We start from the raw sequence: 26,090 nt of genomic DNA on the forward strand, positions 1-26,090 counted from the left end.
AAGTGGGTCAGGGGGCCACGGGTTGGCGGGTGCCGCGGACCACCGAGGGGACGGCTGCCCCGGCCAGGGCCATGAGCAGACCGAAGGCGAGCCAGCCCACGGCTCCGAAACCGATGACGATGCTGGTGGCGGCCAGAGGGGTGAGTGCCGATCCCAGCTGGGAGGTCATTCCGAAGAAGCCCTGGTACTGTCCGTGCGCGCCTTCCGGAGCCAGTTCGTACGAGAGGGCCCAGGAGCCGGCGCTGTAGAGCAGTTCGCCCAGCACATGTACTGCGGTCCCGACGACGAGCAGGGCCACGGCCAGGCCCAGGGGCGCGTCCGCGGACCAGGCGAACAGGGCGCAGCAGGCCAGCAGGGCGATGCCGGCCAGCCTCGAGGTGCGCGCCGCCGCATCGGCGTCGGTGGCGCGCCTGCTGACCCGGACCTGGAACAGCACCACACCGAGCGTGTTCAGGACGAGCAGTACCGCGTACAGCGACGTGGGTGCCTCCGTACGCTCGCTGATCCAGAGCGGCAGCGCGATGGTGAGGAGGCCGACGTTCAGGACGAGTGCGACATTGAGGAGCCCGACCAGAGCGTAGCGACGGTCACGGAAGACCGCCCAGGGGGACGCCCGCGTCTGTGCGCCTCCCCCGGTGATCGCGGGCAGACGCATCTGGACCAGGCCGCCGACGGAGAACAGGACTCCGCAGCCGACGAGCCCCCAGGCCTGCACGGACGGAGCGTCGTACGCGAGTATGAGGCCGCCGATGAGAGCGCCGACGGCGACACCCGCGTTCGTCACCGACCGCAGGTAGGCACGGGCCTGGACACGCTCGGCGCCCTCGGTGATACCTGCGATCAGGGCGCCGAACGCCGCACCGCCGGCGGACTCCGTCAGTGCGGCGAGCACGGCGACGGCGACGAAGAACACGAACCCGTCCATGGACGCGTAGGCACAGGTGACGATGCCCTGCAGGACGAAGCAGGCGGACGACACCTCCCGAGGCCCGAGGACGTCCGCCAGGTGACCCGCCGGCACGCTCACCGCCATGGCGGCAACGGCGGCGATGGTCATGCCGATTCCCACCAGACGGACCGACATCCCGGCGGCATGCGCGAAGTAGAGCACGCTGACCGTGAAGAAGACGCCGTGTCCAACCGCGCGTGTGAGCGTGGCGACGGCGAGCACACGCAGGTCGGCGGTGCGCGGCAGAACCTGGGCGGGGAATCGCACGATGCCCTTCATTCCTCTCGTACGACGCCTGGTCAGATCTGGTCGAGCAGGCGGAGGTCGTCCAGCAGGTCCCGGGTCCGTGTCCAGTGGGACCGGGCCTCCTCCGCCCTTGTGCCGTGCAGGAAGGAGAGCCAGTCACCACCGGAGGAGTAGGACGTGGAGGTGCCGTCGGCGAAGCGGACCGCGGTGTCCACCAGGAAGTCGCGGACACAGAACAGATCCGTGGCGTACGACATCGGGTAGGTCTCCCCCGGGAGCAGGGTGCCGAAGTCGATGGCCCAGCCGTCCGACTCGCGGCGCCGACGGGTGAACTCGTTGCAGACCAGCGTGACCACCGAACCACTCCTCACACCTGCCGCCTCGGCGACAGCGGTCAGAGTGCCGCCGGTCTGCACACAGTCGTCGACGACGAGTACGCGCGTGTTGCCGCCCGGGACCACGACCTCCAGGGGGGTGCCGTCCCTGCTCAGTACGCTGTGCTCGGAGAAGAACGCGTCCCCGGAGTCGGAGAGGATCTTGGCCGCGGGCACGTCGAGGCGTCCGGCGAGCCGGCGGCCCTGTTCCTCGAGCTGGTCGGCGAAACGCCTTCCGCCGGAGCCGATGACGATCGCCACGTCGTGTGCGGGCAGGGTGGGCGTCCGGGCCAGGAACTCGGCCAGTGCGTGATCCCAGCTGATGAGTTCGACGGCGATGTGGTCCAGGTCGATGAGCCCGGCCACGTTCAGCACGCAGCGGCGGACCGCTCCGACCGCCTCGGCCACCGCCTCCTCGCCGAGCTCCCGCGCACGCGGGAGGGTGGGGATCAGCCCGGTCAGATCGTCGAGAAGGTAGACGTGGCGCAGCGGCGAGAGGCCCTCCCCGGTGGGGGCGGCCGCCTGCTGTTCGGTCACCGCGCTCATGACTGCCCCGCTTCCGTCTCGGCCGGCGGGGCGGCCTCCTTCTCGTCCTCGGGGCGGAACGCGGGCGAATTCACGGCGAGCATGTGCACCACCGCCTCGCTGCGGTTGATGCTTCCGTGCGGCACGTGCCGGGGAACCGGGATGACGTCGCCGCGGGTGACGGGGAACTTGTCGTCGCCCAGATGCATCTCGAGTTCACCGCTGAGGATGTAGAGGATCTCCTCACCGTCGTCGTGCACAACCGGTGTGCGCACCGCTCCGGGCAGGATCTCCAGGAAGTCCATGGAGACCGTGCCGAGGTCGGCCAGGTTGCGCATCCACATGGTCTCGGTCAGCCAGACCTGCTTCTCACTCATGCGGTGGCACCCCGCAGGGCGAGGGCGGCGTCCAGGGCCTTCGGGTAGGCGTCGGTCGTCCACTCCAGCGCCTCCTGGTCGTGGGCGGCACTCACGAACCACTGCGACAGCCAGCTGGCACGGGGATTGGGCCGCAGATCGCCCTTGAAGATGTTGACGCCGCGCGCCTGGAGCTCCTGCACGAGGTGTCCGTAGAGCACGGTGTCCGTGGCCAAGGCCTGGGCGTGCGTGCGGACAGGCGAGTCGGTGAAGAAGAACTGGAAGACGGAGGTGTCTCCCTGGCATACGGCGGGCACACCCCGGCGTTCCAGCTCGGCAGCCATGAACTGCTGCAGCTGCGTGCCGTGTTCGGCGATCCGCTCGTACACCGGCTCGGTCTCGAGGACGTCGAGGACCGCGTGTGCGGCGGCGACCGAGACGGAGTTGGCATCGTACGTGGCCGCCTGGTACGCGGTGCCGGAGGCGAGCGGCGCCATCGCTTCGGCCGTTCCGGCGCAGATCCCGATGGGGAATCCGGCGCTGACCGCCTTGCTGTAGGTGACGAGGTCCGCGGTGACGCCGAAGCGTTCCTGGGCGCCTCCCGGCGCGAGCCGGAATCCGGTGATGCACTCGTCGAAGATCAGCAGAGCACCGGTACCCGTGGCCTGTTCCCGCAGGAAGGCGAGGAAGCCCTCGTCCGCCGGGACCGGGCCCGCGTGGCAGAGCATGGGTTCGCAGAGCACGGCCGCGAGCCGGTCACCGTGGCGTGCGATGACGTCCCGGACCGCTTCACGGTCGTTCCACTCGACGACGATCATCCGCTCGCCGGCGTCGTCCGGCAGGCCTCGGTCGTACTCCAGGTCGGGGACGAACCGTGAGATCTCCTCGGAGAACCACCCGTGATAGTGCCCCTCGAACTTCAGCACGAGTTGACGGCCGGTGGCCGCGCGGGCCGCACGCAGCGCGCAGTGGACCGCTTCGCTCCCGCTGTTGACGAGACGTATCGCGTCCTTGTTCGCGAGCCCGGTGATGCGCTCGGCCAGGCGGTATGCCTCGTGGGTGCGGTTGTCGCCCACGTTCACGGAGCGGCCCACCTGCTGCCGGACCGCGTCGACAACACGTGGATGACAGTGTCCGAGCATCTGGGAACAGTTCCCCAGGAGGTAGTCGGTCAGCTTGCCGGTCGCCGTGGTGAGCCAGGGACCGGAGGCGGAGGTGACGTAGGTGTCGCTTTCGCTGAAGCGGTTGGAGAGCAGATCCATGGGGCGGCCCTTCACTTGTCGGACGGTGCTGCGGCGGCGGGGACGCGCAGGCGCTGGGAGTGCGCGTGACGGGGGAACCCCTCGTACGCCGCCAGTGGGTCGATCAGCCGGGCGAGACGCTCCTGGGCGGGAGCGCCGATGCGGGAGATCACCACGGTGCGACGGAAGGTCTCCGCGGTGACGGCTGAATGGGATCGTGCTGACCGCCCCGTCGGCAGGCACCCGGGGGCGCCCGTCATATAGGCGGCGGAGATGCCGGTCGGCTGGCCGACCTGGATCGCGGAGAACGCCGTGATGACCGGCAGGAGTTCCTCGGCCCGCTCGGCGGAGACGGCCAGTTGGATCTGCTCGCCGCCGAGGGTGTTGGCGGTGCGCACGGCGGCTGCCTGGTCCTGGCACAGCACGGTCGTGCCGCACCGTCGCCAGATGGTGGCGGCCTCCTCGTCGGCCGCCATCTCCGCCGCGAACGCCTCGGCGACGGACGCCTGCCACGTGATGAGGACGAGGCGCGGGGCGTGCCCGTGCTCGGACTCGGTCAGCAGATCGGCCGCCAGAAGTGCGGGATCAGCCGTGTCGTCGGCCAGAACGGTGCAGTCGGTCGGCCCGAACTGCGGTCCGACACCGATGCCCTGGAGTCCTGCCAGTTGCTGGGCCGCCACCACGTGCGGGCCGCCGGGCCCGACGATGAGCTCCGCCCCGGGCAGCGTGGGTGCGCCGAGTGCGATCGCGGCGAGGGTGGTGGGTCCGTTCGCGGCGATCAGGTGCTCGATGCCGGCGCTCCGGGCGATCCAGCACGCGGCCGGATCGGGCAGCCCGTCGTCCTCCGGCGGCAGCACTGCGGTGATGTGGGCGACCCCCGCAACTTTCGCCGCCACTGCGAGGCCCGCGAGTGTGGAGGGATAGCGTTCCTGTCCGCCCGGCACGTACAGGCAGGTACTGCTGACGGGGCGGCGCTCCAGGCGTGTGGTGATCCCGTCGCCCACGGACACCTGGGCGGCCGGCGCCAGGAACGCCTCGTTGACCTGGCGGTGGGCCTCCATGCTGGCCTGCAGACTGGCGGCGAGTTCGGGCGAGACCTGCGCGGCACGGCTGTTCACGACGTCGGCGGGGATGACGAGCGGCTCCCGGACGGTGACACCGTCGAAGCGTTCGGTCGCGTCGACGACGGCTGTGGCGCCTCGTTCGCGTACGTCGTCGTACAGCTTCTGGAGGTCTTGGCGCACTGCCTCGGAGGCGAGTTCGGCGGCGGCGCCGAGTTCGGTGAGGCGCTGGTGGAAATCGGGGTCGGTGTCCGTGAGGACGTCGAAAGCGGTCATGGCTGGTAGGCCTCCGGAGCGGGACACGGGTCGATGAGGACGTCGAGAACGCTGGGCCCACCGGTGGCCCTGGCGGAGCGGAGCGCGGTATCGAGTTCGTCGGCGGTGCGGACCGTCTCGGCGTGGGCGCCCAGCGACCGGGCGAGGAGCACATGGTCCGTGGGCGGCAGGTCGGCTGCGACGACCGGGTGGCCTTCCCGTTCGAACCAGGCGCGCTGGGTGCCGAGCGTGCCGTTGTTGAAGATGACCCAGGTGACGTCGGCCCGCTCCGCGACGGCCGTCGAGATTTCCAGGGCGCCCATCATGAAACCGCCGTCGCCGCACACGCAGATCACGTGTTCGTCGGGGTGTTCGTCCGCCCGGGCCATCCACGCGCCGGTCGCTCCGGCCACGGCGTGCCCCATGGTGCCCAGGCCGCCGTTGATGATGAACCGGTTGTCCCCGCGGGTGCGCAGGTGCCGCTCGCCCCAGTAGGCGTTCTGGCCGATGTCGGCGACCACCGTGGTGCGATGGTCGAGATGGCGGTTGAGGGTCTCGCAGACGGTGACCGGATGCAGGGCGGTGCTGCGGCTCGCCTCGACCTGATCGGGGAGACGGCGTCGCATGTCGGTGGCCCAGGCCAGACCGCCGGCGGCGGGGCCCGGGGGAAGCGCGGCGAGCCGGCGCACGACATCCGCCGCATCGCCCAGGATCCCCTGGCCGAATTCGGCATTGGCTTCGAGCTCGCGCCGGTCATTGTTGATCCGTACGACGCGGTCCCCGCGAAGTGTGTCGGGCCAGCCCGCGGTACTGAGGTAGGTGAAGGCGACACCGAGGGCGACGACCAGGTCCGCCTCGTGGTGGAAGGCCTCGTTGGCCGCGCGGGTGCCGAACACTCCGACGGGGCCCAGGACACGCGGGTCGGTCTCGTCGAGGACCGACTTGGCGAGGAAGGTACCGGCCACGGCCATGTCCCGGGAGCGGGCCAGCGCCAGGGCGTCGTCCAGGGCTCCGCTGCGGGCGACGCCGTTGCCGATCAGCAACAGGGGGCGCCGGGCCTGTCGCACCGCAGCGTCCAGAGTCCGGAGTTCGTCCTCGGTGGCGCGCACGGCCGCGAGGGCCGGGAAGGTCTCGGCAGCCGGGGACGGCTCGATCCGTTCGGGAACGAGGTCGAGCAGCAGGTCGCTGGGAATGTCGACGTGGACAGGGCCGGGACGTCCCTCGGTCGCCAGTCGCAGGGCCGCGGTCAGGTCCGGTATCAGTTGCTCGACCGAGGTGGGCTGGAAGCTTCCCTTGGTGGTGGACGCGAACATCGCGCGGATGTCGGGGGTCCGGCCGATGCCGGTCCCCTCCTGGATGCCGTACCTGCCGAACTCGTGGGTCGCCGCCTGAGCGGTGAGGGCGAGCACGGGGACGCTGTCCATGTAGGAGGCCGCGAGGCCGGTCAGCAGGTTGATGGCACCGGGGCCGGATGTCGCCAGACAGCAGCCGATACCGCCGAGTCGGGCGTGCATGTCCGCCATGAAGGCGGCGCCTTGCTCATGCCGGGTCAGTACGACGGGGATGCCGTGTTCGTTCGCCATCTCGTGGAACAACGGGAGGATGCGCTGGCCGGGGATCCCGAACGCGCGGCGGATACCCGCCTGCGCGAGGACGGAGGCGACGGCGGCCGCGCCTGTCTGCTTGGTCACAGCACCCCCGCAGGGGTGGTGAGCCGGTCATGCACGTCCGCGACCGCGGAGACGACCCGGGCCACCGTGTCAGGGCGGCACACACCGATGCGGACGTGCCGGTCGAATCCGAGGGAACGGCCGTCGCGCACCTGGATCGCGTGCTCGGACACCAGCTGCTGCACGAAGGCTTCCCTCTGCGGGCCGACTTCGGCCAGTACGAAATTTGCCTGTGAAGGCAGACATCGGATGCCGTATCTGGCCAGGCCTTCGGCCAGCAGGGTCCGGGAGACGATGGAGTCGTGGACGACGTGCCGAAGATGGTCCTGGTCCTGCAGCGCTGCCGTCGCCGCGGCGATCGCGACACGATTGACGTTGTAGGGAAGGACCGTACGGAGTCCGGCCATGGCGTCGATGATGCGCGGGTTGCCGATCGCGTATCCGCAGCGTAGCCCCGCGAGGCCGTAGGCCTTGGAGAAGGTGCGCAGCACCACGATGTTGTCGGTGTCCGACATGTTCGTCAGGCCGGAGGTGAAGCCCTGCGGCACAGCGAACTCGGCGTAGGCCTCGTCGAGGACCAGCACGCCGTTCCCCTCCACGGTCGCCTGGTGGACCCGGCGTATCTCGTCGCTGTCCAGGGCGCGTCCGAGCGGGTTGTGCGGGTTGCACACGATCGTGATGTCCGCGGTTCGGGCCTGGTCGACGAGTTCGTCGACGTCGGGGCCGTTCTCGTCCAGGGGGACGAGCCGCTTGGTCAGCCCGGCGGTCTCGAAGGCGGCGGTGTAGCCGGCGAAGGTGCGCTCCGTGGTGACCCCGCGGCCGCCAGCGGCGCAGGTTGCCAGGACGGTGAGCAGAATGAGCTCGTCCGCGCCGTTGCCCACCAGGACCCAGTCGGCGGGTACCCCGTAATGGGAGGCGAGTTCACCACGCAGAGGCTCGGTGTCGGAGTTCGGGTAGTGGTTGATCCGCTCGACCTCGGCGCGGGCGGCGGCCAGGGCCTTGGGCGAGGCCCCGAAAGGGCTCTCGCTCAGTGCCAGGCGCTCCACGCCGTGCGGATCGAGGGCGTGCGGGCCGGCTTTGAAGGGAACGAGGCTGGGGAATTTACGCACTGGGTATGTCCTCGTGAGAGGTGGAAGGGGGCTCGGCTGACTCCTGCCGGGTGACGACCGCGTCACTGAACCAGTCGCGCAGTTCCCGCAGGAGGACATCGAGTTCGTCGCCCTCGGGGGCCACGATGACGGCGTCCGCCAGGCGGGCGGCGGTCCAGACCGTGGTGTCCGGGACCGCGTCGTCCGAGTTCACGAGATAGCGGAAGTCGGTGACTTCCGGCCTTTCGAGCACCTCGTCCTCGGTCGGGCGGGAGACGAGCTGCCCGGGAGCGGCTGTCAGGTAGGTCCAGGCGACGTCGTTCTGGATCGCCGGGCGCGGAGGCGTGACCGGCAGACCGGCGGCGATCTCGATGCCGGCCCGGTAGAGATCGAGTCCGAACTTCCGCAGGACCGCCTCGCGGACCATGGCGCCGCCGAGCCGTGCCGCGCACTCGCCGAACACGAGGCGATCGGGCCCTTCCTGGTGGAACGCCTCCAGGTGGAACAGGCCGTCCCGCAGGCCCAGCACGGAAAGACTGCGCTCAGCCAGATCGTGGCCCAGCCGGTAGGCCCACTTCTCGCGCTCGGGGTCCAGGCACCAGCTCCACAGGAGCGAGCCCTGCCTGGTGTCGATCGGGTTCACCCCGTACCGCGACACCGCCAGGAACTCCAGCTCGCCGCCGCGCACGTAACCGTCCAGATGCCATTCGCGGCCCGGGACGAAGGACTCCGCGATGAAGGTGCGACGCCCGAGCACGACAGGTGTCTCGTCGTGTGTGCGCGCCTCGGCCTGCGCCCGCTCGACGTCGGCGACGTCGTGGGTCAGCACGGTGATCGAGGTGCCTGCGCCCGCGATGGGTTTGAGCACGGTCGGGAAGCCGAACTCCGCCACCCGGGAGGGGACGTCGGGACTGAGGATGTCCGGGATCTCGAGGTGGGCGGGGATGTCGAACCCCGCCGCGGTCAGATGGTTCTTCTGCAGCGCCTTGTCGCGGAAGCGGCACATCACGTCCGCATCGGGCCCTCGTACTCCAAGGTGCTCGGCCACGAGCCCCGCGGAGGCCAGGGCCCATTCCTCCTGTGTGTGAACCGCGATGCAGCCGGACAGATCGAGTCTGGCCACGGCCCTCAACACATGCTCGACACTGGAAAGTTGTTCCACCAGCATCGACTGATCGGCTTCCGCGGGGTCCACCTGCCCGCTGTCCCACTGCCCGGGCGGGTAGAGCACCACGGTGCGCAGACCGAGCTCACGGGCGATGCGGATGTAGGGGGTGCGCCATCCGAGAAGGAGGATGCTCGGCTTCGGAGTCATCGGAGCTCCTCCTGACGGATCGTCACAGACGCCGCGTGCGCGGGAAATCCCTCGTGGGTGGCGAGCGCTGTCACGGTCGGCGCGATCCGGGCGAACGCGGTGCGATCCAGCCCCGCGACGGCGATGCGCTTCAGGTAGGTCGCCGTGGTGACTCCGCTGGTGATGCGCGCGAACCCGTTGGTGGGCAGCGTGGCCGGAGTCCCGATCGCGAAGTTCGACGCGGCGAAGGTGGTCCACTGCCCCAGCAGGACGGTGCCGGCGTGGCGTACGAGCGGCAGCAGCGACTCGGGGTCCGCCACGGCCAGTTGGAGGTGCTCGGGCGCGTAGTCGTTGCCGATGTCCATGGCCTCGGACAACGAGCGGACCAGGACGATGCCTCCGTTGTCGTAAATGGAGCTGTGCGCGTAGCGGCGGCGCTGTTCGGGCAGCAGGGCCGCCTGCCGCGCCACCTCCTCGGCGGTCCGTGACAGCACGGACTCGTCCGTTCCCACGAGTACGGCGGACGAGTCCATGCCGTGCTCGGCCTCGTTCAGCAGGTCGGCGGCGAGGAGTTCGGGACGTGCCTGGTCGTCACAGACGATCAGGGAGTCGCTGGGGCCGTAGCCGACCTCGACCAGGCATCCGCTGCGCTGGACTTCACGCTGCGCTAGGGCAACCGCGGGGCTGCCGGGGCCGACGATCTTGTCCACGCGCGGGACGGTTTCGGTGCCATGGGCGAGCGCGGCGATCCCGGCCGGCCCGTTGACGCGGTAGACCTCGTCGATTCCTAGCTCCTGCGCGGCGACGAGGACCGCCGGGTCCACCTCGCCCGCGGTGCCCGCGACGGGCGGCACCGCGACGGCGATGCGCGGCACGCCGGCCACGACGGCGGGCGTGGCGATCTGCACCAGGACCGAGGGGAAGGAGCCCTTGCCGCAGGGAACGAAGAGTCCCACGCTGTCGAGCGGCCTTGCCGTGACCCCGAGCAGCGCGCCGTCCGCCCGCTCCTGCCAGGAAGCGTGCTCCAGCTCCCTTTCACTGAAGGCTCTGACCTGGGCGATGGCGACCCGGATCGCCTCCGTCGTCGCCGGGTCCAGCGAGGCCCGCGCCTCCGCGAACTCCTCCGCGCTCACCCGGATGTGCTGCTGCGTCAGGTCGATGCGGTCGAACTGCTTCAGCGCCTGAAGCAGGGCGGCGTCTCCCTGCGTACGGACGTCCTCGATCAGCTGCTGGATGCCGGTGAGCAAGGCATCGCCGGCGTGGTCGTCGGCCGGCCGAGCAGGTCTGAACAGGCGCGCCCGCGCCTCGGGCGAGGCGGTGGCCCAATCGAGCACGGGAGGTGGAGAGTCAGTCATCAAAGCCCCTTGGTGCGAACTAATGTCCTGAAAACGCGGATCAGCACGACAATCACGGAGATATCCGCCGTGCGTGTCGACAGATGAGTTCAGGCGCCACGAATCCCCCTGGTCATGGGCAGGCGCTGCCGGGGCCGCGTTCTCAACACGTCAGAGACCCCCGGACCGACAGCGTCGGACACTGACGACACATGCACTCACCGCCTCGCGAGGCCGCGCCGCTTGCGTAGGTGACACGCGGATCGGCGAGTGATCATCAGTCGCTTTGTGTTGCACAAGTGTTTATCAACCGCGAAGCACTGTCAACGACCTATCAGGCGACGGCCGGGCCGAACTGCATCAGATGATGGTTTTCACCCCGCTTGACCTGCATGTTTGTCGAGAACACATCATGCGAGAGGTGTCCACCCACTGAACAGCGGGCAGGATCAACCCTGTCCATGACTTTGAACAGTTGAACAGGAAAACTCGTGAATCCACGGTTTTGCGAGTGACGGTCACCGCCGCGGCGGTGCGTGGCCAGGTGCGGCAGCGCCACACCGTGGGAGTCGCCGCGGTGCGGCGCTGCCGCTTCTCCTGCCTCAGCCGGCGAAGCCCGCGAACAACTGCTCGAGCACGACAGCGATCCCATCCGCGTCGTTCGAGGCGGTGACCTCGTCCGCCACTGCCTTCAGCCCGGTGTGCGCGTTCTCCATCGCCACCCCGCGCGCCGCCCACTCGAACATCGGAATGTCGTTCGGCATGTCCCCGAAGGCGATCACGCCCGCGGCCGGCACTCCGAGCTCGCGCGCTGCCAGGGAAAGCCCCGTCGCCTTGGTGAGACCCGGCGGCAGCAGCTCCACCACACCCGCACCGGCCATCATCACCCCGACCAGATCGCCCGCCGTCCGCCGCGCCACATCGGCGAGACCGTCGTCGTCGAACTCCGGATGCTGGATGTAGATCTTGTTGAACGGCGCCGCCCACAGATCCGACGGCTCCACCATGGCCACGTACGGCAGTGGGTGCGCCGTCTCCTCACCTTCGCCGGGCCTGCGGAAATCAGGTGTGGCGATGACCTCGCCCTCGAGCCCGTCCCTGCTCACGGCCATGGCCAGGGGGCCGGTCACGGCCTCGATCACCGACAGAGCCGACGCGGCCGTCCGCCTGTCGAGCGTGACCGATGTGATCAGCCGCTGCTCCCCGGCGTGGAAGACCTGAGCGCCCTGCCCGCACACCGCTATGCCTTGGTAGTCCAAATATTCGAGGATCGGCCGGGTCCACGGCACGGACCGTCCGGTCACCACGATGTGCGCCGCGCCCACCGCCGCCACACCGGCGAGCGCGGCGCGTGTACGACCCGACACCGTGTCGTCGGAACGCAGCAGCGTCCCGTCCAGATCGGTCGCGACCAGCTGGTACGGGAATCCGGCGACGCCTGACCCGGAGGCGCTCCGCAGGCGACCGGTTCCGGCGTCCCGAGGCCGCCGGGACACGGAAGCGGCGCCTTCTGCAGTCCCTCCCAGCACGGTCACCGCTCCTCGATCCGAGCCGCACCCGACGCGAGGCGACGGGACTCCGGCGGGGCCGTGCTGTTCACCGGAAGCTCCCGACCGGGTCCTCGGCCGCCAGGTCACGCAGTTCACGCGCGACCCTCGCTTCGTCCGCGCAGAACCTGTCCAGCGAGTACCGGTGAACGCCGTACCTGTGCTGACTGAACTCCCCGACATAGGCCGTGAGGCGCTGCTGGATGTCGGCGGTGACGTCCAGTTTCAGGAATTCGAAGATCGTGCAGGCAGTGGCCACCGGGTCGGCCGCGAGCGTGGTGTAGCTGATGTCCAGGGCTCTGCCGTCGAGCGGGTTCGCCTGCCGGAAGCTCTGCTGTGCGCGAATCAGCTGCTCTATCAGCGAGGCAAGTTGCGCACCGTACGTGTGGACCGGCTGGTTCTCGTAGGACAGTTTGCGCACGCTCTCCAGGAGACTGCAGAGCGAACCGAGCACCTCGGCGGGGTCACGGTGGAGATAGATGAACCGTGCGTCGCCGTACACCTTGTTGATCTCGTTCAGATACAGCGCGTGGTAGGGGTCCTTGAGGACAAGGTTTCCCCCGGGACGCCGCCACTGGATGTGCTGGAGCTGGGACCGGTGGGACAGGAACGCGCGCTCCATGTCGGCGGAGGCAAGCCATTCACCGTACTCCGGCACGTCGAAGCAGAACAGGAAGAGGAAGCTGCGCAGCTCGTTCATGAGGAGCCAGCTGCACTCCTCCGGTCCTTCGGGGGACTGCGCGTGGATGGAACGGAAGCTCGGGGTCTTCTCGTGCTGCACTTCCAGCCCTGCCCGGCACTTCGCGATGAGGTCTTCCCGCCCCTCGCCCCGGGGCGTGGCCGGAGACTGGAGTTCCCAGAACAGGGGGGCGCGCAGGGCGGGGTGCATGGACAGCAGGTTGTGGAGCAGCGTGGTCCCGCTCCGGGGCAGTCCAAGAATGAAGATCGGTTCGTGGATGGCCGTCTGTGCGATATCCGGGTGTGACCGGGCGTTCTCGGCGAGGTGCAGACGGTTCTCCAGAGCACCCAGGGGCATGCCGCGCGCGCACGTCCTGCCGTAAGGGCCAAGGTCGCCGGCGGTCCTGCGCAGCGACTCGAGGAGGATTTCGAGGCTTTCCTCGAAGCCGGGCTCACCGAAGTCGGAGAGTCCGGTGTTGTTGACCGCCTCCTCCATGAGCCGGTCCTTCGTCAGCTGTCGCAGGATGTCTTCTTCACCCATGTCCCGTCCCTCTCACCAGTTGCACTGCGTCGTGGTCTCGCGCCTGCAGGTCGATGAACACCGGTTTCCGAGCCGGAGACGACAGCACACTGCCTCTGGCTTGCCCCCGTAAGCCCTCACCCCGCCTCGACGGGGCACATCGGCCCGGTCGAAGTTGCGCCAGCGTTCATCAGTCGGCAGTTGAGTGTCAAGGGGAGTCCGCCGGCCGGCGGGCGCAGCACAGCGGTCCCCCTCCGTCGCACCATGGGCTTGAACTGCACTTTTGTGTCGCCCGAACGCACTTGATCACTGCTCAGGCCGCAGGCCCGGGAGCTTCTGCATCAGGAGTCCGAGGGCAACTGAATCTTTGAACGCCTGTGCAGTAGAGTGCATGACCGAAGAGCTTGATGTCGGGTAGGGGGCCGATAGCCTATGAGGGCGTCGATGCCTGCGTCATACGTCTGGTGACCAGGATCGTTGCTGTCGAGAGGAACCACCTGTGGCACGTCGGGTTCGTTCGGAAGAGCGCAAGAAGCAGCTGGTCAAGGCGGCCGAGGAGTGCATCGCGGAGCTGGGACTCTCCGCTCTCACCATCCGGGAGATCGCCTCCAGGGCAGGAATGTCACCCGGCTCGGTGCTCTATCACTATCCGGAGACGGACGACCTGGTGTACGACGTGCACCGGGCATTGGTGAACCGGTATGTGGATCACCGCATGCAGGCCATGTCGAGGGTGGTCGACCCCTCGCGGCGACTGGTCAGGGCATTCGAGTCGGGACTTCCCTCGGGCCCTGAGGACCAGATCTGCGGCATGCTGTACGAGCTGCACGGTCTCGCCACACGGAGCAAGCAGCACGCCGCTCTGATGACGTCGCTCTGGGATCGGGAGATCATGCTCTACGAGAGCGTCATCGACAGCGGGCTGGCAGCCAAGCAGTTCCGCGCGGAGATGTCCGCACGCGCTCTCGCGGAAGCGTTGCTGGCCATGGAGGACGGCCTTGGTCTGCACATCGTCAGCGACAACGGTTCCATTTCCGTGAACGATGCGCTGAACATGCTTGTCACCACCGCCTCGGTCTGGCTGAAGTCCGACCTCTCGAAGCATCTCTGACCGGAGCGCGCCCGGTCGGAGATCACGCAGGGCGATTCGGTCTCCACGGCGCTTCGCTGAGCCGTCCGGGCTCCGGACCGTGCGGGTTGCGCTCCCGGACCGGTGATGACAGGGCCTACGGCTGCGGTGTCGGTCTGCTGAAGTATCCTTCCCGCCACCACACACCGACTCGTAGGACCAAGAGAATTGGCTGGCATGTCTGCTTTCCCGCTGCCCTTTCATGCTTCCCGTTCCCTATCGTTCGCGACGCCTCGTACGCTGCGGGAACTCCAGATGATGCGGTGCAGCTCGCACATCCGGGCGAAGCCGGGGTGGTTCGACAAGATGAACGATGCCGAAATCGTCGCCAGGTGGACACAAGAAGCCGTCGCCCAAGGGCTCACCGAAGCGCAGGTTCGTTACGTGCTTGACGAACTCGTGCATTACGCGGCACTGCGAGACGGACGGACCGGCATCGAAGTGTCAGCCGTCGACGGCGTCTGGCAGTCGGACACATTGGTCGACGACAAGCTCAGATCCCGGCTGCGCGAGGCGGTTCGCGTTCTGGAACAGATCCCCGAAGCAGAACAGGACTGGCATCCCGGATCCGACGGCCAGGTGATTGATCTGGTTCATCCCTCACTGTTCTGTCTGGTGAGAGAGGTGAGCGGGGCGCCCGAGCAGGCTTGGCAGAACCCGACGGACCGCTACTCGAAACACGAGTTCTCGGAGAAATTCCAGTGGCTTCCCACGGACGTCGATGTCAGTTCCGACGGCAATGTGGTCTTCCGTTCGTACGTCAACAACGTCCACCCCGAAGCTCATCACGAACTGGCGTCCGTCCTGCCGGACTTGTTCGCACGCTTTCGTCCTCTGCTCGAGAACGTGCTCACCGACCTGCGCCATCCGCGGCCCCTGCGGATCGAGGCTGATCCTTTCGCTTGGTACGACTCGGAGCCCGAGTACCCGGACAAATCCTCCTACGCTGATGACGTGGCCTATGCAGAAGCCCTTCGGGCATGGGAGGAGGCCCTGGACGACTGGTGGGAAAACCGCCGCCCGGTCATCCCGGACGCCCCGTCCTTCACGCCGCCCGTGTTGCCCGACGGATCCGCCCGAGTCGACCTGCGCGGTCGCGGTCTCCAGGTCATCGTCAAGCTCGCCACCATTCATCTCACCCCGGAAAAGCCCGAGTACGCCGGCGGTTCCTGGCATGTCGAGGGGATGCTGAACGAGCGGATCGTATCGACCGGCATCTACTACTGGGACAGCGAGAACATCACCGAAAGCCGGCTGAGCTTCCGGTCGGCGCTCGACGACCCGCGCTACGAACAGAACGACGACAACGGTCTGCGGGAGGTCTACGGCCTGGAGGACGAAGACGCACTGAATCAGACGCTGGGGTCGGCATCGACCCCAGCGGGCCGCTGCCTGGCTTTCCCGAACATGCTGCAACACCGCGTCGGCTCATTCCGCCTCACCGACCCCACCCGCCCGGGACATCGCAAGATTCTCGCGTTCTTCCTGGTCGACCCGTCGGAAAGGATCGTCTCGACATCCGATGTGCCACCGCAACAACCGTGGTCAGACACCTCGACCATGACTCTTGAACAGGCCAAGAACTACCGCGAACGGCTCATGCAGGAACGAAAGTTCTTCGTCGACGAGCACAACGAGCAGCTCTACGAACGAGAATTCTCCCTCTGCGAGCACTGAACCTCTTCCCTCCGGAATGCGTGCAGGTCAGGAGCGGGTGGCTGCCGGGACGGCAGTGCCGATGAGCTGGTCCGCCCGCCGGAAACACACCGCTGAGCACGGCGCCCAGGTCGAGCAGGAGGTCCGTCTCGACCGCCGGATCCGCCCGTGCGAGGAGATCGACTACGGAGAGAAAGGTGTCGCCATCCCGCTCCCCGGGCAATTCCAAGGAGTTGCCCACGGTGCACGGTGGTGGCCGCCCCATCTGGTCGACACGGCAGTCAAGACGCCCGGTACGCCCTCATCGACGGTGGACGCTGACGGCATAACCGCCGTCGTCGTAAGGGTCGGCATCCCAGGTGGCGAACCGGTCGACGAGGGTGAGCCCGGCCGCGGCGCAGCAGTCGTCGTAGTCCGACAGCGTAAGGCTGGGCGGCACCGGCAAATGCGCTTCGTCGAGGCCGAAGCCGGCGACCAGCAGGCCGCCCGGACGCAATGCCGCGGACAGGTGCTCGACCACCGTGGACTCAGTACCAGGTGCAAGCAACGGGAAGATATTGCCCGCAGCAACGACAAGGTCGAAGCCTCCGGCGATGCCGAGCCGGGCCGGCTCGAACTCCGCCAGATCACTCTGGAACCAGGGCAGTCCAGGCGCCTGCTTCCGCGCCACTGCCAGCATCGACGCGTCCAGATCCACCCCGACACAGTCGTACCCGAGTTCCGCGAGCCGGATCATGACGCGTCCGGTTCCGCAACCGGCGTCCAGCACCCTCGCTCCGACAGGCACGAGAGCTGCACAGAACTGCGCCTCGCCGTGCACGTTCTTGCCACCACGGGCCAGGGTGGCGAACCGTGCGGCGTAGTCCTCCCCGGAGGCCTTCCCGGCCAAATCCGTCCACCGACTCATAAGACCAACTATAGGGCGCCCGTGCGACCACGCGAAGAAGCGGCTGGACGCACAGCGCTGAAGGCCACGCCCTGGAGTCTTTCCAGTCGGAGGCGGGCGACTGAAGCACACAGAGATCGCCAGTAGCGCGCCGAGCGGCCGGTCTTACCGACACGGCGCCGGCCAGGCAGGTGCCGCCCGTACCCGGTGGCCCGTGAGCCACGGACGCTTCCAGCCGAAGCGGCAGCCCGGCGATTCCAGGAGTCAGGATTCGTGCAGCTCGTCGACGAGGGCGAATCCGTCCGCTATCCAGGCCAGCTCGGCCCGGGCGCGGGCGATGAGCCCGTCGTAGGCGTACACCTTGTAGCGCACCGCGAGCTCGGCCTCCCGCTCGGTCAGCTTGGACAGGCGGGCGGCCAGGGTGGGGTGAGTGCGGTCGACGAGCGCGGCCCGGGTGCCTTCGAGCATGCTCAATTGCTCCTCCCAGTAAGCCTGTTGTTGCGTGAGCTGCTCACGCACCGACGCGGGGTCGGCGAAGTCGAAGTAGGCCGCCTTCAGGAACACCGGGTCGCGCTGTCGCTGAGGCGTCAACGGGGAGCTCATCCACGCCCGGAAGTCGGCGAGGCCGGCGGCGGTGACGTGGTACTCCTTCTTCGTTCCCTTCTTGCCCCAGGGCACCTCGACCGAGGTGAGCAGTCCGTCGCGCTCCATCCGGTTGAGCTCGGGATAGATCTGCGAGTCCGGGGCGTGCCAGACATGGGCCACCGAGCGACTGAAGCTCTTCGAGATGTCGTACCCAGTCATCGGACGACCGGTGAGCAGCGCGGTCAGCGCGTAACGCAGGGACAAGGCGTTACCTCCCCTTCCGGACTGATCAAGGTACAGACCCTTGCCACTCACTATATCCATAGCTAGTTTGTGACCCGCGCAACACATACCTCTCTCCATAGGGAGTTCCTATGCCCCTCTCCGTCTCTCCCCCGCCGGACACCGCGCCACCGACCACCGCAGCGGCGAAGATCTTCAACTACCCTCGCAACGCCTGGTACGTCGCCGCCTGGGACTACGAGGTCACCGGCCGGCAGCCGCTGGCCCGCACGGTCGCGGGCGTACCGCTGGCGTTGTGGCGCAACTCGGAGGGCCGCGCGGTGGCCCTCGCGGACGCCTGTTGGCACCGGCTCGCTCCGCTGTCGAAGGGCAGGATCCTCGGCGACGAGCTGCGGTGTCCGTACCACGGTCTGCGCTACAACTCGACCGGCCGCTGCACAGGGATGCCCGCGCAGGAGACGATCAACCCCAGCGCGGTGGTCCCCTCGTACCCCGTCGTCGAACGCTACCGGTACCTCTGGGTCTGGGTCGGCGATCCGGATCTGGCCGATCCGGCCGTCGTGCCCGACATGCATCAGATGGACGACCCGGCGTGGGCCGGCGACGGCAGGACGATCCACGCCGAATGCAACTACCAGCTCGTCCTCGACAACCTCATGGACCTCACCCACGAGGAATTCGTGCACTCCTCGAGCATCGGCCAGGAGGAGCTGTCGGAGGCCGAGTTCGACGTGACGCACGAGGGCGACACGGTGACCGTCGCCCGATGGATGCGCGACATCGACGCCCCTCCGTTCTGGTTGAAGAACATGCGCGACAAGTTCCCGGGCTTCTCCGGCAAGGTCGACCGCTGGCAGATCATCAAGTTCGAGGCACCGGCCACGATCCGCATAGACGTCGGTGTGGCGAAGGCCGGCACCGGTGCGCCCGAGGGCGATCGCAGCCAGGGCGTCAACGGATACGTGATGAACACGATCACCCCCGAGACCGACCGCACCTCCCACTACTTCTGGGCGTTCATGCGCAACTACCGCCTGGACAGTCAGACCATCACCACCCAGCTGCGACAGGCGGTGCACGGGGTCTTCGGTGAGGACGAAGACATGCTGCGCGCCCAGCAGCGCGCCATCGACGCCAACCCGGACCACGAGTTCTACAGCCTCAACATCGACGCCGGAGGGATGTGGGTACGCCGGATACTCGAGCGCATGATCGCGGCCGAGGGGCGTCCCTCCTCCGTGCCGGCCGCCGGTCAGGGGGCCTGAAGTGGCGGTGCAGACCCGGCCTCGTTGGCAGCGGGCCCGGGTCGTCGAGGTCTCCGACGCCGCTGTCGGCGTCCGCCGCATCGTCCTGGCCCCCGAGCAGCCCGAGCACGCCGCGCCAGGCACGCACATCGACGTCGAGATCGGGGACGGCGCCCGCCGGGTGCGTTCCTACTCTGTTGTGCGCTCCGAGGACGGCGGTCGCCGGCTGACCCTCAGCGTGCAGCTCTCCCCCACCTCGTCCGGTGGCTCGGCGGCGATGCACCGACTGCAGACCGGGGACGAGCTGACCGTCACCGGTCCGCTGCAGAACTTCCCGCTCGCAGTCGGGGCCTCCCGCTACGTACTCGTCGCCGGTGGCATCGGCGTCACCGCGTTGATGGCGATGGCCTCCGCCCTACGGCGACGCGGTGCCGACTACACGCTGGTGTTCGCCGGTCGCAGCCGCATCGTGATGGCGTACCTCGACGAGTTGGTCGCGGAGCACGGCGAAAGACTCCGTGTCCACGTCGTCGACGAGGGCACCCCGCTGGCGGTGGACGACCTCGTCGCCGAGATCCCCCGGACGCCCGCCGCGGCAAGCACCGAGCTCTACATGTGCGGCCCGATCGGGCTCATGAACGCCGTCTCGCAGAGCTGGACCGTACACGGCCTGCCGGCAACCAACCTGCGCTTCGAGACCTTCGGTTCCAGCGGCCGCCACCCGGCCGAGGAGTTCGTGGTGCGTCTTCCTCAGCTCGACCGGGAGATCACCGTCGCACCCGACACGTCCATCCTCGACGCCCTCGAGGCGGCCGGTGTCGGGACGCTCTCGGACTGCCGCAAGGGCGAGTGCGGGCTGTGTCTGGCGAAGGTGGTCGACTCCACCGGCACCATCGACCACCGCGACGTCTTCCTGAGCGAGCCCCAGAAGGAACGCTCGGGCCGCCTGTGCCTCTGCGTCTCCCGAGCAGTGGCAGCCGACAGCGGCTCGGACGGCCCTGCCGTCCTCACCCTCCACCTCACCTGACCCGGTGCAGCACCGCGTACGCCCGGATCCCTCACCACCTGGACCACCCATGAGCATCGCTGCACGCATATCGCAGACACCGATGAGCGGCTACCAATGGCTGATCGTCGCGCTCTGCACCTTCATGAACTGCCTGGACGGCTTCGATGTCATGGCGGTCGCCTTCACCGGGCCGTCGGTCACCGAGGAGTTCGCGCTCAACGGCTCGCAGTTCGGGCTGCTGGTATCGGTCGGGCTCATCGGGATGGCGATCGGCTCGATGCTGCTCGCGCCCTTCGCCGATGTCATCGGCCGACGCCCACTGATCCTGATCAGCCTCACTCTCTGCACGATCGGCATGTTCGGCGCGGCGATGGCGCCGTCGGCCACGGTGATGGGCATTTTCCGTCTCGTCACCGGCCTCGGGGTCGGCGGAATCCTGGCGAGCACCAACGTGATCGCCAGCGAGTTCTCCAACGCCAGGAACCGTGGTCTCGCCATCGGCATCTACACCGCCGGCTACGGGCTCGGTGCCACCGCGGCGAGCCTGGTGGCGAAAGCCACCCTGGGCGGCGACTGGCGGATCGTGTTCCACGTCGGTGGCGTCGGGACCCTGCTCGCCCTGATAGTGATCGCCATCCTCCTCCCCGAGTCGGTCGCTTTTCTCGAGCAGCGCCGTCCGAGCGGTGCGCTGGAACGGATCAACCGGACGCTGGCCCGAATGCGGATGGAGGCCGTCACCGACACCGACCTCGACCAGGCGGCCGCCACCCGGGCGGACACCGAGCGAGCCGGCTCGGGCTGGCTCAAGCAGCTGATGGCCCCGACCATCCTGCTCTGGCTCACCTTCATCACGATCATGTTCGGCTTCTACTTCGTCAACAGCTGGACCCCCACGCTCCTGGTCGAGGAGGGCCTCTCGGAGAGCGCGGCGGTGACCGCCGGAATGGCGATCTCGATCGGCGGCACGGTCGGCTCGGTCCTCTACGGCGTAGCCGCCCGGGTCCGTACGCCGAGGGTGGTGCTGATCGGGTTCTCCCTGCTCTCGGCCGCGATGATGATCGTCTTCATCCTGAGCACCTCGACCCTGTGGCTCGGTTTCGGCATCGGTGTCGTCGTCGGCGCCCTGATCAACGGCTGCATCGCCGGTGCGTACACCGTCGGCCCGCCGCTCTACCCGGCCAACGTCCGCAGCGTCGGCATGGGCTGGGCGCTCGGGATGGGACGCATCGGCGCCATCCTGTCCCCGACCATCGCCGGCATGCTCAAGGACACAGGCGCCTCCGCGACGCAGCTCTACGTCGGTGCCGCCCTGGTGGTCGCCGCCTGCGCACTCGTCCTGGTAGGCCTGCGCCGGTACGACCCGGAGTCCCGCACCGAAGCAAAGGAGGCAGTCGCCGTCTGACCTCTGCCCTGTCTCCTCACGACGCTCAGCCGCACCTGTGGATCCGCATGGTCAGGGGTGTGCGTACGCCGTATCGGCTTACGCACACCCCCGGTCCGGCGTGACACCCGGCCGAAGCCGTGCCCACGAAGGTGGGCCCGCCGCAGGCAGGGCGGTGACGGCCGGGCATCGGATCGTACGGCGGTCAGTCGTGTGCTGGGCGGCGGCTGTCTCTGTGACCCGGTGGCGAGCGAAGACGTCGGATGCGCTTCGGTACGACTCGTCACGCTCGGCTCGCGAGCGCTGAATGGCTCTGGCGGGCGCGGGAGTTCACCGACCACCATCAGCACGGTGGTCATGAAGCGGGCGTCCCTCTCCAGGGCGGGACGCCCGCTCCTCAGTTTCCGGTTCTGGCCTTCGCCTCGCAGGGCCCGGGTTATCCGTCGCGGCCCTGTGTGCAGTGATGGACGGCCGCCCCTCCCCCTCGACCAATGGTGAGGACCTGCCATGCGCACGCACCGCCTACGGCACGCCGCCGTGACCACCCTCATCCTGCTGATCCCCCTGATGCTGTGCACTCCGGCCACACCGGCCGCCGCGAGCCCCGCCCCGTCCGGTCGCTTCGCCAAGATCGACGCGTACATACGCGAGCGTATGAAGGCCACCGGCACCCCCGGGCTCTCCTACGCCGTGGTCGACGCAAGCGGCCCGATCCACCAGCGGTCCTGGGGTACCGACGGGCGAGGTGCGCCGGTCACCGCCGACACGCCGTTCCTGTGGGGCTCGGTCGCCAAGCCGATCACCGCGAGCGCCGTGATGTCCCTCGTCCAGGACGGACGGCTCGGCCTGGACGACCGGGTCGTCGACCATTTGCCGGACTTCCGCTTCGGCGGCCGGGCCCACGCCTTCACGGTCACCGTCCGCCATCTGCTGAACCAGACCGCGGGCATCCCTGAGTCGGCCACCTTCAAAGTCGCCGACTGCCTGGACGCCGACTGCCCGCGTCCCGCCGACCGGGTCGGCGCCCTGGACGACGTGAAGCCGCTCGGCCCGCCCGGCACCAAGTACGCCTACACCAGCGCCAATTATTTACTCCTGGGCGCCGTGGTCGAGTCCCTCACCGGCCGCCCCTACGCCGACCACCTCAGGCAGAGCGTGCTCGATCCGGCCGTCATGGACGGAGCCATCGCCGACCGCGCCTCGGCCCGTGAGCGCAACCTCGCGCCGGGGCACCAATACCTGTGGGGCAAGCCGGCCGCCATCACCGACCGCGTGGACGACCACGGCGCAGCCTACGGATACACCGGCGGCGACCTGAACGACCTGGTCGCCTTCGCCGCCTTCCAGCTCCGCTCCGGCAAGGCCGCAAACGGCGAGACCGTCCTCACGCCCGAATCCGTGCGCCTGATGCGCGAGGAGGGCAGGCTCCAGCCCAGCGGCGACAAGACCGGCTACGGGCTCGGCTGGCGGGTCGGCGGCCTCAAGGCACCCCTGGAAAAGACCATTTGGCACACCGGCGCCAGCCCTGGCTACTCGGGGATGCTGTTCCTGCTGCCCGAGCAGAATCTCGCCCTCGTCCTGGAGCAGAACCTCTACGGCCTGCTACAGGACGAGTCGATCACGCAGGTCGGATTCGGCGCCGCCGCGATCCTCGCCGGCGGCGAGGCACCCACGAACAGCCCGTCCGCATACGTCTATTACGCGACCTGTGGGGCGTCACCGCGATGGCCGTGCTGCTTCTCCTGGCCGTCGTACGCTCCGTACTGCTCCTGTGCCGCGCCGTCCCGCCCACCTCGCTGGTGCGCCGGATCACCGGGCCCACGCTGTGGGTAGCGACGGGTGCGCTGCCCGCGACGCTCCTCGCCATGCTCATGAAGTTCGTGGGGGCGGGCCAGGCTATGACGTGGATACCGGACGCCTTCATCGCCCTGTGCGTCGCGGCCGCCGCCGGAGTGCTGGTCATCGTGCTGCGCGTCATCCGCGCGATCCGCAGCTCCCGACCGGCCGGTGAACACCCCGCGCCCCTCAGCAAGAGACCACCGGTCCCACAAAGCACGACGGACCTCCCCGTCTGACGACGTCACGGCGCCAGGCCGGAGGCGCTGGCACAGCGACGGCGGGCTCGTGCGCCTGCCCACGTGCGTGCTCCGACTCCCGCAGCCGTACCTTCGCGGGGTTCGTGAAGCGCCCGCCCAAGCTGTAGGGGACGCATTGAGGCCTGCCAAGAAGGTACTTCTCGACCTAGTACTCCAGCCGTAGATCGTGATCTTGCTGGTGTGGGAAGCCATGGAGACAGGTGGCCACCGATATTCATCTGGACGAGATTGACCACGCCACGGGCGTCCGTCTCTTCTCTACCTACTCGAGCCCGCCGGGACGCAAGGCATCCTTCATCTCGCTGAACTTCGCGGTCGTTGCCGGGGTCCATTCCTTCGGCTGTTCAGCAAGACGGAGGGCATCCTCAATCTCGCGGAGCTTCGAGGAGGGCAGCACGCCCGCCCGCTCGATCAAGTCGTCCCGGGACACGGTGGTCAGCCACGTGCAAGGGGTAAAGCCTGGATGAGCGAACGCGAGCCGCAGCACACCTTCCATGGGCAGTCCTTCCATGGTGCCTACGGCCACCTCGACGCCCAAACCGCTGATGTCGATGCCCGCCGGAGCAACGATCTGCATCGCCCGGAGCTGGGACGCCTCGGCTCCCGACAGCAGTACGACCAGCCGTCGCTCGTCGAACTCGACCCACCAGACTTCGCCGCGTTGCATATGTCCTCCAGGCACGATCTGCGGTGAGGGCGCTGAGGATACGGGTGCGGACACCAGTGATCATCAGTGTGTGAAGACAGAAGATCGGTCGGTGGCCGCAGGTCACAGCATAGATCCTGCCCGTTGGCAGGACATGTTCGAGGCCCTGATGGGCCGCATCGCGCCGCGGTTCACGCGGGTGGAACCGCGGCGCCGGGCACGGAGTTCGTCCTTGGCCTGTTGTCGGACCTGCCGCGCAAGAACTGCTGGACGCTCGCCGAGCACGCCGGGGACGCGACCCCGGACGGCTTGCAGCTGCAGGACGACGACGCGGTGCTGGTCGTCGATGAGACCGGCGATCTCAAGAAGAGCACCGCCACGGTCGGGGTCCAGCGCCAGTACACCGGCACCGCCGGACGCATCGAGAACAGCCAGGTCGCCGTCTACCTCGTCTACTCCACCCCGCGCGGCCACGCGGCGATCGACCGGGAACTCTATGTCCCGCGCTCCTGGACCCAGGACGCGTCCCGCTGTCAGACCGCCGGGATACCCGAGACCGTGCGCTTCGCCACGAAACCCGCACTCGCCGCCCGCATGATCGGCCGCGCCCTGGACGCCGGCGTCCTCGTGTCCTGGGTGGCCGGCGACGAGGTCTACGGGAGCAACCCGCACCTGCGGGCGGCGCTGGAGCAACGGCAGCTCGGCTACGTCCTCGCTGTCGCCTGCGACCACCAGATGACCACCCGCCGGGCAATCCGCGCCGACGCCCTGGTCAAGAGGCTCCCGAAACGGGCTTTGCAGAAACTCTCCGCCTGACCCGGAGCCACGGGGCATCGCTACTACGACTGGGCCCTGGCCGACATCGCCGACGAGGAGCCCGGCCACCGCCATCTGCTCGTCCGCCGCAACCGCAGCACCGGTGAACTCGCCTTCTACCGCTGCTACTCGGCGCCCCAAGTGCCCCTGTCCACCCTGGTGAAGGTGGCCGGACGCAGATGGACGGTCGAAGAGACCTTCCAGTCCGGCAAGGGCCTGGCCGGACTGGACGAACACCAGGTCAGACGCTGGACGTCCTGGCACCGCTGGGTCACCCTCGCGATGCTCGCCCATGCCTTCCTCGCCGCAGCCACCGCCCACGAACACGCTTACGCACCGGCCCCGGACGGCCTGATCCCGCTGACCTGCAACGAGATCCAGCACCTGTTCACCACGCTCGTCCCCCAGCCCATCCACGCAGTCGCGCACCGGCTCCGCTGGTCCGACTGGCAACGCCGCCATCAAGCCCGGGCCCGGGCCTGCCACTACCAGCGGCAGGCCGCCCACCAACCATGAAGATCACGATCTACGGCTGGAGTACCAGACGCATCGTCCAACATATCCGTCCGTTCCAATGATGAACTGCTCGGCAAGGTCGACTCCGCCATCGTCGCGGACGACGAGGCGCGCAAGAAGTTAGAGGCCGAGCCACTCCACCGTAAGGGCGTGCAGGCTAGCGCGGCGGAAGGCGTGCGCGGCCTCCGCCGCGTTGTGCCCGCCGCCAGGCTCCACACAACCCTGTAGCGACCGCGCGGCCCCCTCACTTGGTGCGGCCGGACTTCCCCTCTACAGTCCCACCGAAACGACTTCCTAGCCGAGGAAGCTCAACCGCACCTGCCTCTCCGCGTTATCGACATTCGTGTCGACCAGACAGACGGACTGCCACGTCCCCAGTTCCAGCCTCCCCTCGATCACCGGCAAGGTGGCATGCGGCGGCACCAGCGCCGGGAGCACGTGGTCGCGGCCGTGGCCCGGGCTTCCGTGGCGGTGGCGCCAGCGGTCGTCGGCGGGGAGCAGGGTCTGCAACGCCCCGAGGAGGTCGTCGTCGCTGCCGGCGCCCGTTTCCAGGATCGCGATCCCGGCGGTGGCGTGGGGGACGAAGACGTTGAGCAGGCCGTCCCGCCCGTGAGCGACGCGGTCCAGGAACTGCGTGCAGTCCTCCGTCAGGTCCATGACGGTTTCGGTCCGTCCCGTGGTGACGCTCAGCAGGTGTGTGGCAAAGGTGTCGGACATGGCCCCATTCTCTCGTCGTCGGGGCGGG

At 68.4% G+C, this 26,090-nt stretch carries 23 protein-coding genes and 1 pseudogene; 8 read left to right on the plus strand and 16 right to left on the minus strand.

Annotation, left to right across the window (positions count from 1 at the left end; translation table 11 throughout):
• Window positions 1-7 precede the first annotated feature (7 nt).
• The 12 genes from ACIBCU_RS25785 to ACIBCU_RS25840 form a co-directional block, all read right to left on the minus strand.
• Complete coding sequence (locus ACIBCU_RS25785) at window positions 8-1,216, minus strand: MFS transporter (RefSeq protein ID WP_362927705.1); 1,209 nt, start codon at window positions 1,214-1,216, stop codon at window positions 8-10.
• A 32-nt stretch (window positions 1,217-1,248) separates the two neighbouring features.
• Window positions 1,249-2,115 (minus strand): phosphoribosyltransferase, encoded by an 867-nt coding sequence (locus ACIBCU_RS25790; protein WP_362927706.1) that lies wholly within the window; start codon window positions 2,113-2,115, stop codon window positions 1,249-1,251.
• A complete protein-coding gene (locus ACIBCU_RS25795; protein ID WP_362927707.1) occupies window positions 2,112-2,471 on the minus strand; it encodes a cupin domain-containing protein in 360 nt (119 codons plus the stop codon). The genes ACIBCU_RS25790 and ACIBCU_RS25795 overlap by 4 nt, the downstream gene beginning before the upstream one ends.
• On the minus strand, window positions 2,468-3,727 hold the full coding sequence (locus ACIBCU_RS25800) for an aspartate aminotransferase family protein (RefSeq protein ID WP_399234288.1): 1,260 nt from the start codon (window positions 3,725-3,727) through the stop codon (window positions 2,468-2,470). Before ACIBCU_RS25800 ends, ACIBCU_RS25795 begins: the two co-directional genes overlap by 4 nt.
• Window positions 3,724-5,028, minus strand: coding sequence for a histidinol dehydrogenase (gene hisD, locus ACIBCU_RS25805; RefSeq protein WP_362927709.1), 1,305 nt, complete (start codon window positions 5,026-5,028; stop codon window positions 3,724-3,726). The genes ACIBCU_RS25800 and hisD (ACIBCU_RS25805) overlap by 4 nt, the downstream gene beginning before the upstream one ends.
• Entirely contained in the window at window positions 5,025-6,698 is a 1,674-nt protein-coding gene (locus ACIBCU_RS25810) for a thiamine pyrophosphate-binding protein (RefSeq protein ID WP_399234290.1), read from the minus strand. The genes hisD (ACIBCU_RS25805) and ACIBCU_RS25810 overlap by 4 nt, the downstream gene beginning before the upstream one ends.
• Entirely contained in the window at window positions 6,695-7,786 is a 1,092-nt protein-coding gene (locus ACIBCU_RS25815) for a histidinol-phosphate transaminase (RefSeq protein ID WP_362927711.1), read from the minus strand. Before ACIBCU_RS25815 ends, ACIBCU_RS25810 begins: the two co-directional genes overlap by 4 nt.
• The gene (locus tag ACIBCU_RS25820) at window positions 7,779-9,080 is read right to left on the minus strand and encodes a hypothetical protein (protein WP_399234292.1); all 1,302 of its coding nucleotides are present in this window, start codon (window positions 9,078-9,080) and stop codon (window positions 7,779-7,781) included. The genes ACIBCU_RS25815 and ACIBCU_RS25820 overlap by 8 nt, the downstream gene beginning before the upstream one ends.
• On the minus strand, window positions 9,077-10,414 hold the full coding sequence (gene hisD, locus ACIBCU_RS25825; RefSeq protein WP_399234294.1) for a histidinol dehydrogenase: 1,338 nt from the start codon (window positions 10,412-10,414) through the stop codon (window positions 9,077-9,079). The genes ACIBCU_RS25820 and hisD (ACIBCU_RS25825) overlap by 4 nt, the downstream gene beginning before the upstream one ends.
• A gap of 313 nt (window positions 10,415-10,727) precedes the next feature.
• Window positions 10,728-10,952 carry a hypothetical protein gene (locus tag ACIBCU_RS25830; RefSeq protein WP_399234296.1) on the minus strand — a complete coding sequence of 75 codons (225 nt, stop codon included), beginning with the start codon at window positions 10,950-10,952 and terminating at the stop codon, window positions 10,728-10,730.
• A gap of 43 nt (window positions 10,953-10,995) precedes the next feature.
• Window positions 10,996-11,853, minus strand: a complete 858-nt coding sequence (locus tag ACIBCU_RS25835) for an HAD family hydrolase (RefSeq protein WP_362927808.1) — start codon at window positions 11,851-11,853, stop codon at window positions 10,996-10,998.
• A 136-nt stretch (window positions 11,854-11,989) separates the two neighbouring features.
• Window positions 11,990-13,159: a sulfotransferase family protein gene (locus tag ACIBCU_RS25840; protein WP_399234298.1), complete on the minus strand. Its 1,170-nt coding sequence runs from the start codon at window positions 13,157-13,159 to the stop codon at window positions 11,990-11,992.
• Between the two features lie 478 nt (window positions 13,160-13,637).
• Between ACIBCU_RS25840 and ACIBCU_RS25845 the strand changes: the two genes are divergently transcribed.
• Window positions 13,638-14,249, plus strand: a complete 612-nt coding sequence (locus ACIBCU_RS25845; protein WP_362927715.1) for a TetR/AcrR family transcriptional regulator — start codon at window positions 13,638-13,640, stop codon at window positions 14,247-14,249.
• Window positions 14,250-14,444: 195 nt separating this feature from the next.
• Window positions 14,445-15,944, plus strand: a complete 1,500-nt coding sequence (locus tag ACIBCU_RS25850) for a DUF4246 domain-containing protein (RefSeq protein WP_399234300.1) — start codon at window positions 14,445-14,447, stop codon at window positions 15,942-15,944.
• Between the two features lie 280 nt (window positions 15,945-16,224).
• Here ACIBCU_RS25850 and ACIBCU_RS25855 read toward each other — a convergent pair whose 3' ends face one another.
• The gene (locus ACIBCU_RS25855) at window positions 16,225-16,830 is read right to left on the minus strand and encodes a class I SAM-dependent methyltransferase (protein ID WP_399234302.1); all 606 of its coding nucleotides are present in this window, start codon (window positions 16,828-16,830) and stop codon (window positions 16,225-16,227) included.
• 243 nt (window positions 16,831-17,073) lie between these two features.
• Window positions 17,074-17,658: a PadR family transcriptional regulator gene (locus ACIBCU_RS25860; RefSeq protein WP_399234304.1), complete on the minus strand. Its 585-nt coding sequence runs from the start codon at window positions 17,656-17,658 to the stop codon at window positions 17,074-17,076.
• Between the two features lie 110 nt (window positions 17,659-17,768).
• On the opposite strand from ACIBCU_RS25860, the gene ACIBCU_RS25865 reads away from it, so the two are divergent.
• The 5 genes from ACIBCU_RS25865 (at window position 17,769) to ACIBCU_RS25885 (ending at window position 23,346) form a co-directional block, all read left to right on the plus strand.
• Window positions 17,769-18,902: an aromatic ring-hydroxylating dioxygenase subunit alpha gene (locus ACIBCU_RS25865; protein ID WP_362927719.1), complete on the plus strand. Its 1,134-nt coding sequence runs from the start codon at window positions 17,769-17,771 to the stop codon at window positions 18,900-18,902.
• 1 nt (window position 18,903) lies between these two features.
• Window positions 18,904-19,908, plus strand: a complete 1,005-nt coding sequence (locus ACIBCU_RS25870) for a PDR/VanB family oxidoreductase (RefSeq protein ID WP_399234307.1) — start codon at window positions 18,904-18,906, stop codon at window positions 19,906-19,908.
• A 49-nt stretch (window positions 19,909-19,957) separates the two neighbouring features.
• Window positions 19,958-21,292, plus strand: a complete 1,335-nt coding sequence (locus ACIBCU_RS25875) for an MFS transporter (protein WP_362927721.1) — start codon at window positions 19,958-19,960, stop codon at window positions 21,290-21,292.
• 486 nt (window positions 21,293-21,778) lie between these two features.
• Window positions 21,779-23,104 (plus strand): serine hydrolase domain-containing protein, encoded by a 1,326-nt coding sequence (locus ACIBCU_RS25880; RefSeq protein WP_399234309.1) that lies wholly within the window; start codon window positions 21,779-21,781, stop codon window positions 23,102-23,104.
• Between the two features lie 32 nt (window positions 23,105-23,136).
• On the plus strand, window positions 23,137-23,346 hold the full coding sequence (locus ACIBCU_RS25885) for a hypothetical protein (protein ID WP_399234311.1): 210 nt from the start codon (window positions 23,137-23,139) through the stop codon (window positions 23,344-23,346).
• Window positions 23,347-23,629: 283 nt separating this feature from the next.
• Here the strand turns inward: ACIBCU_RS25885 and ACIBCU_RS25890 are convergent, their stop codons facing one another.
• The gene (locus tag ACIBCU_RS25890) at window positions 23,630-24,034 is read right to left on the minus strand and encodes a type II toxin-antitoxin system PemK/MazF family toxin (protein ID WP_362695207.1); all 405 of its coding nucleotides are present in this window, start codon (window positions 24,032-24,034) and stop codon (window positions 23,630-23,632) included.
• Window positions 24,035-24,182: 148 nt separating this feature from the next.
• On the opposite strand from ACIBCU_RS25890, the pseudogene ACIBCU_RS25895 reads away from it, so the two are divergent.
• Window positions 24,183-25,345, plus strand: a pseudogene (locus tag ACIBCU_RS25895) (IS701 family transposase).
• A 294-nt stretch (window positions 25,346-25,639) separates the two neighbouring features.
• Here the strand turns inward: ACIBCU_RS25895 and ACIBCU_RS25900 are convergent.
• The gene (locus ACIBCU_RS25900) at window positions 25,640-26,062 is read right to left on the minus strand and encodes a secondary thiamine-phosphate synthase enzyme YjbQ (RefSeq protein ID WP_362927724.1); all 423 of its coding nucleotides are present in this window, start codon (window positions 26,060-26,062) and stop codon (window positions 25,640-25,642) included.
• Window positions 26,063-26,090: the final 28 nt, after the last annotated feature.

The organism is Streptomyces sp. NPDC051064 (assembly GCF_044455985.1).
Taxonomy (GTDB): domain Bacteria; phylum Actinomycetota; class Actinomycetes; order Streptomycetales; family Streptomycetaceae; genus Streptomyces.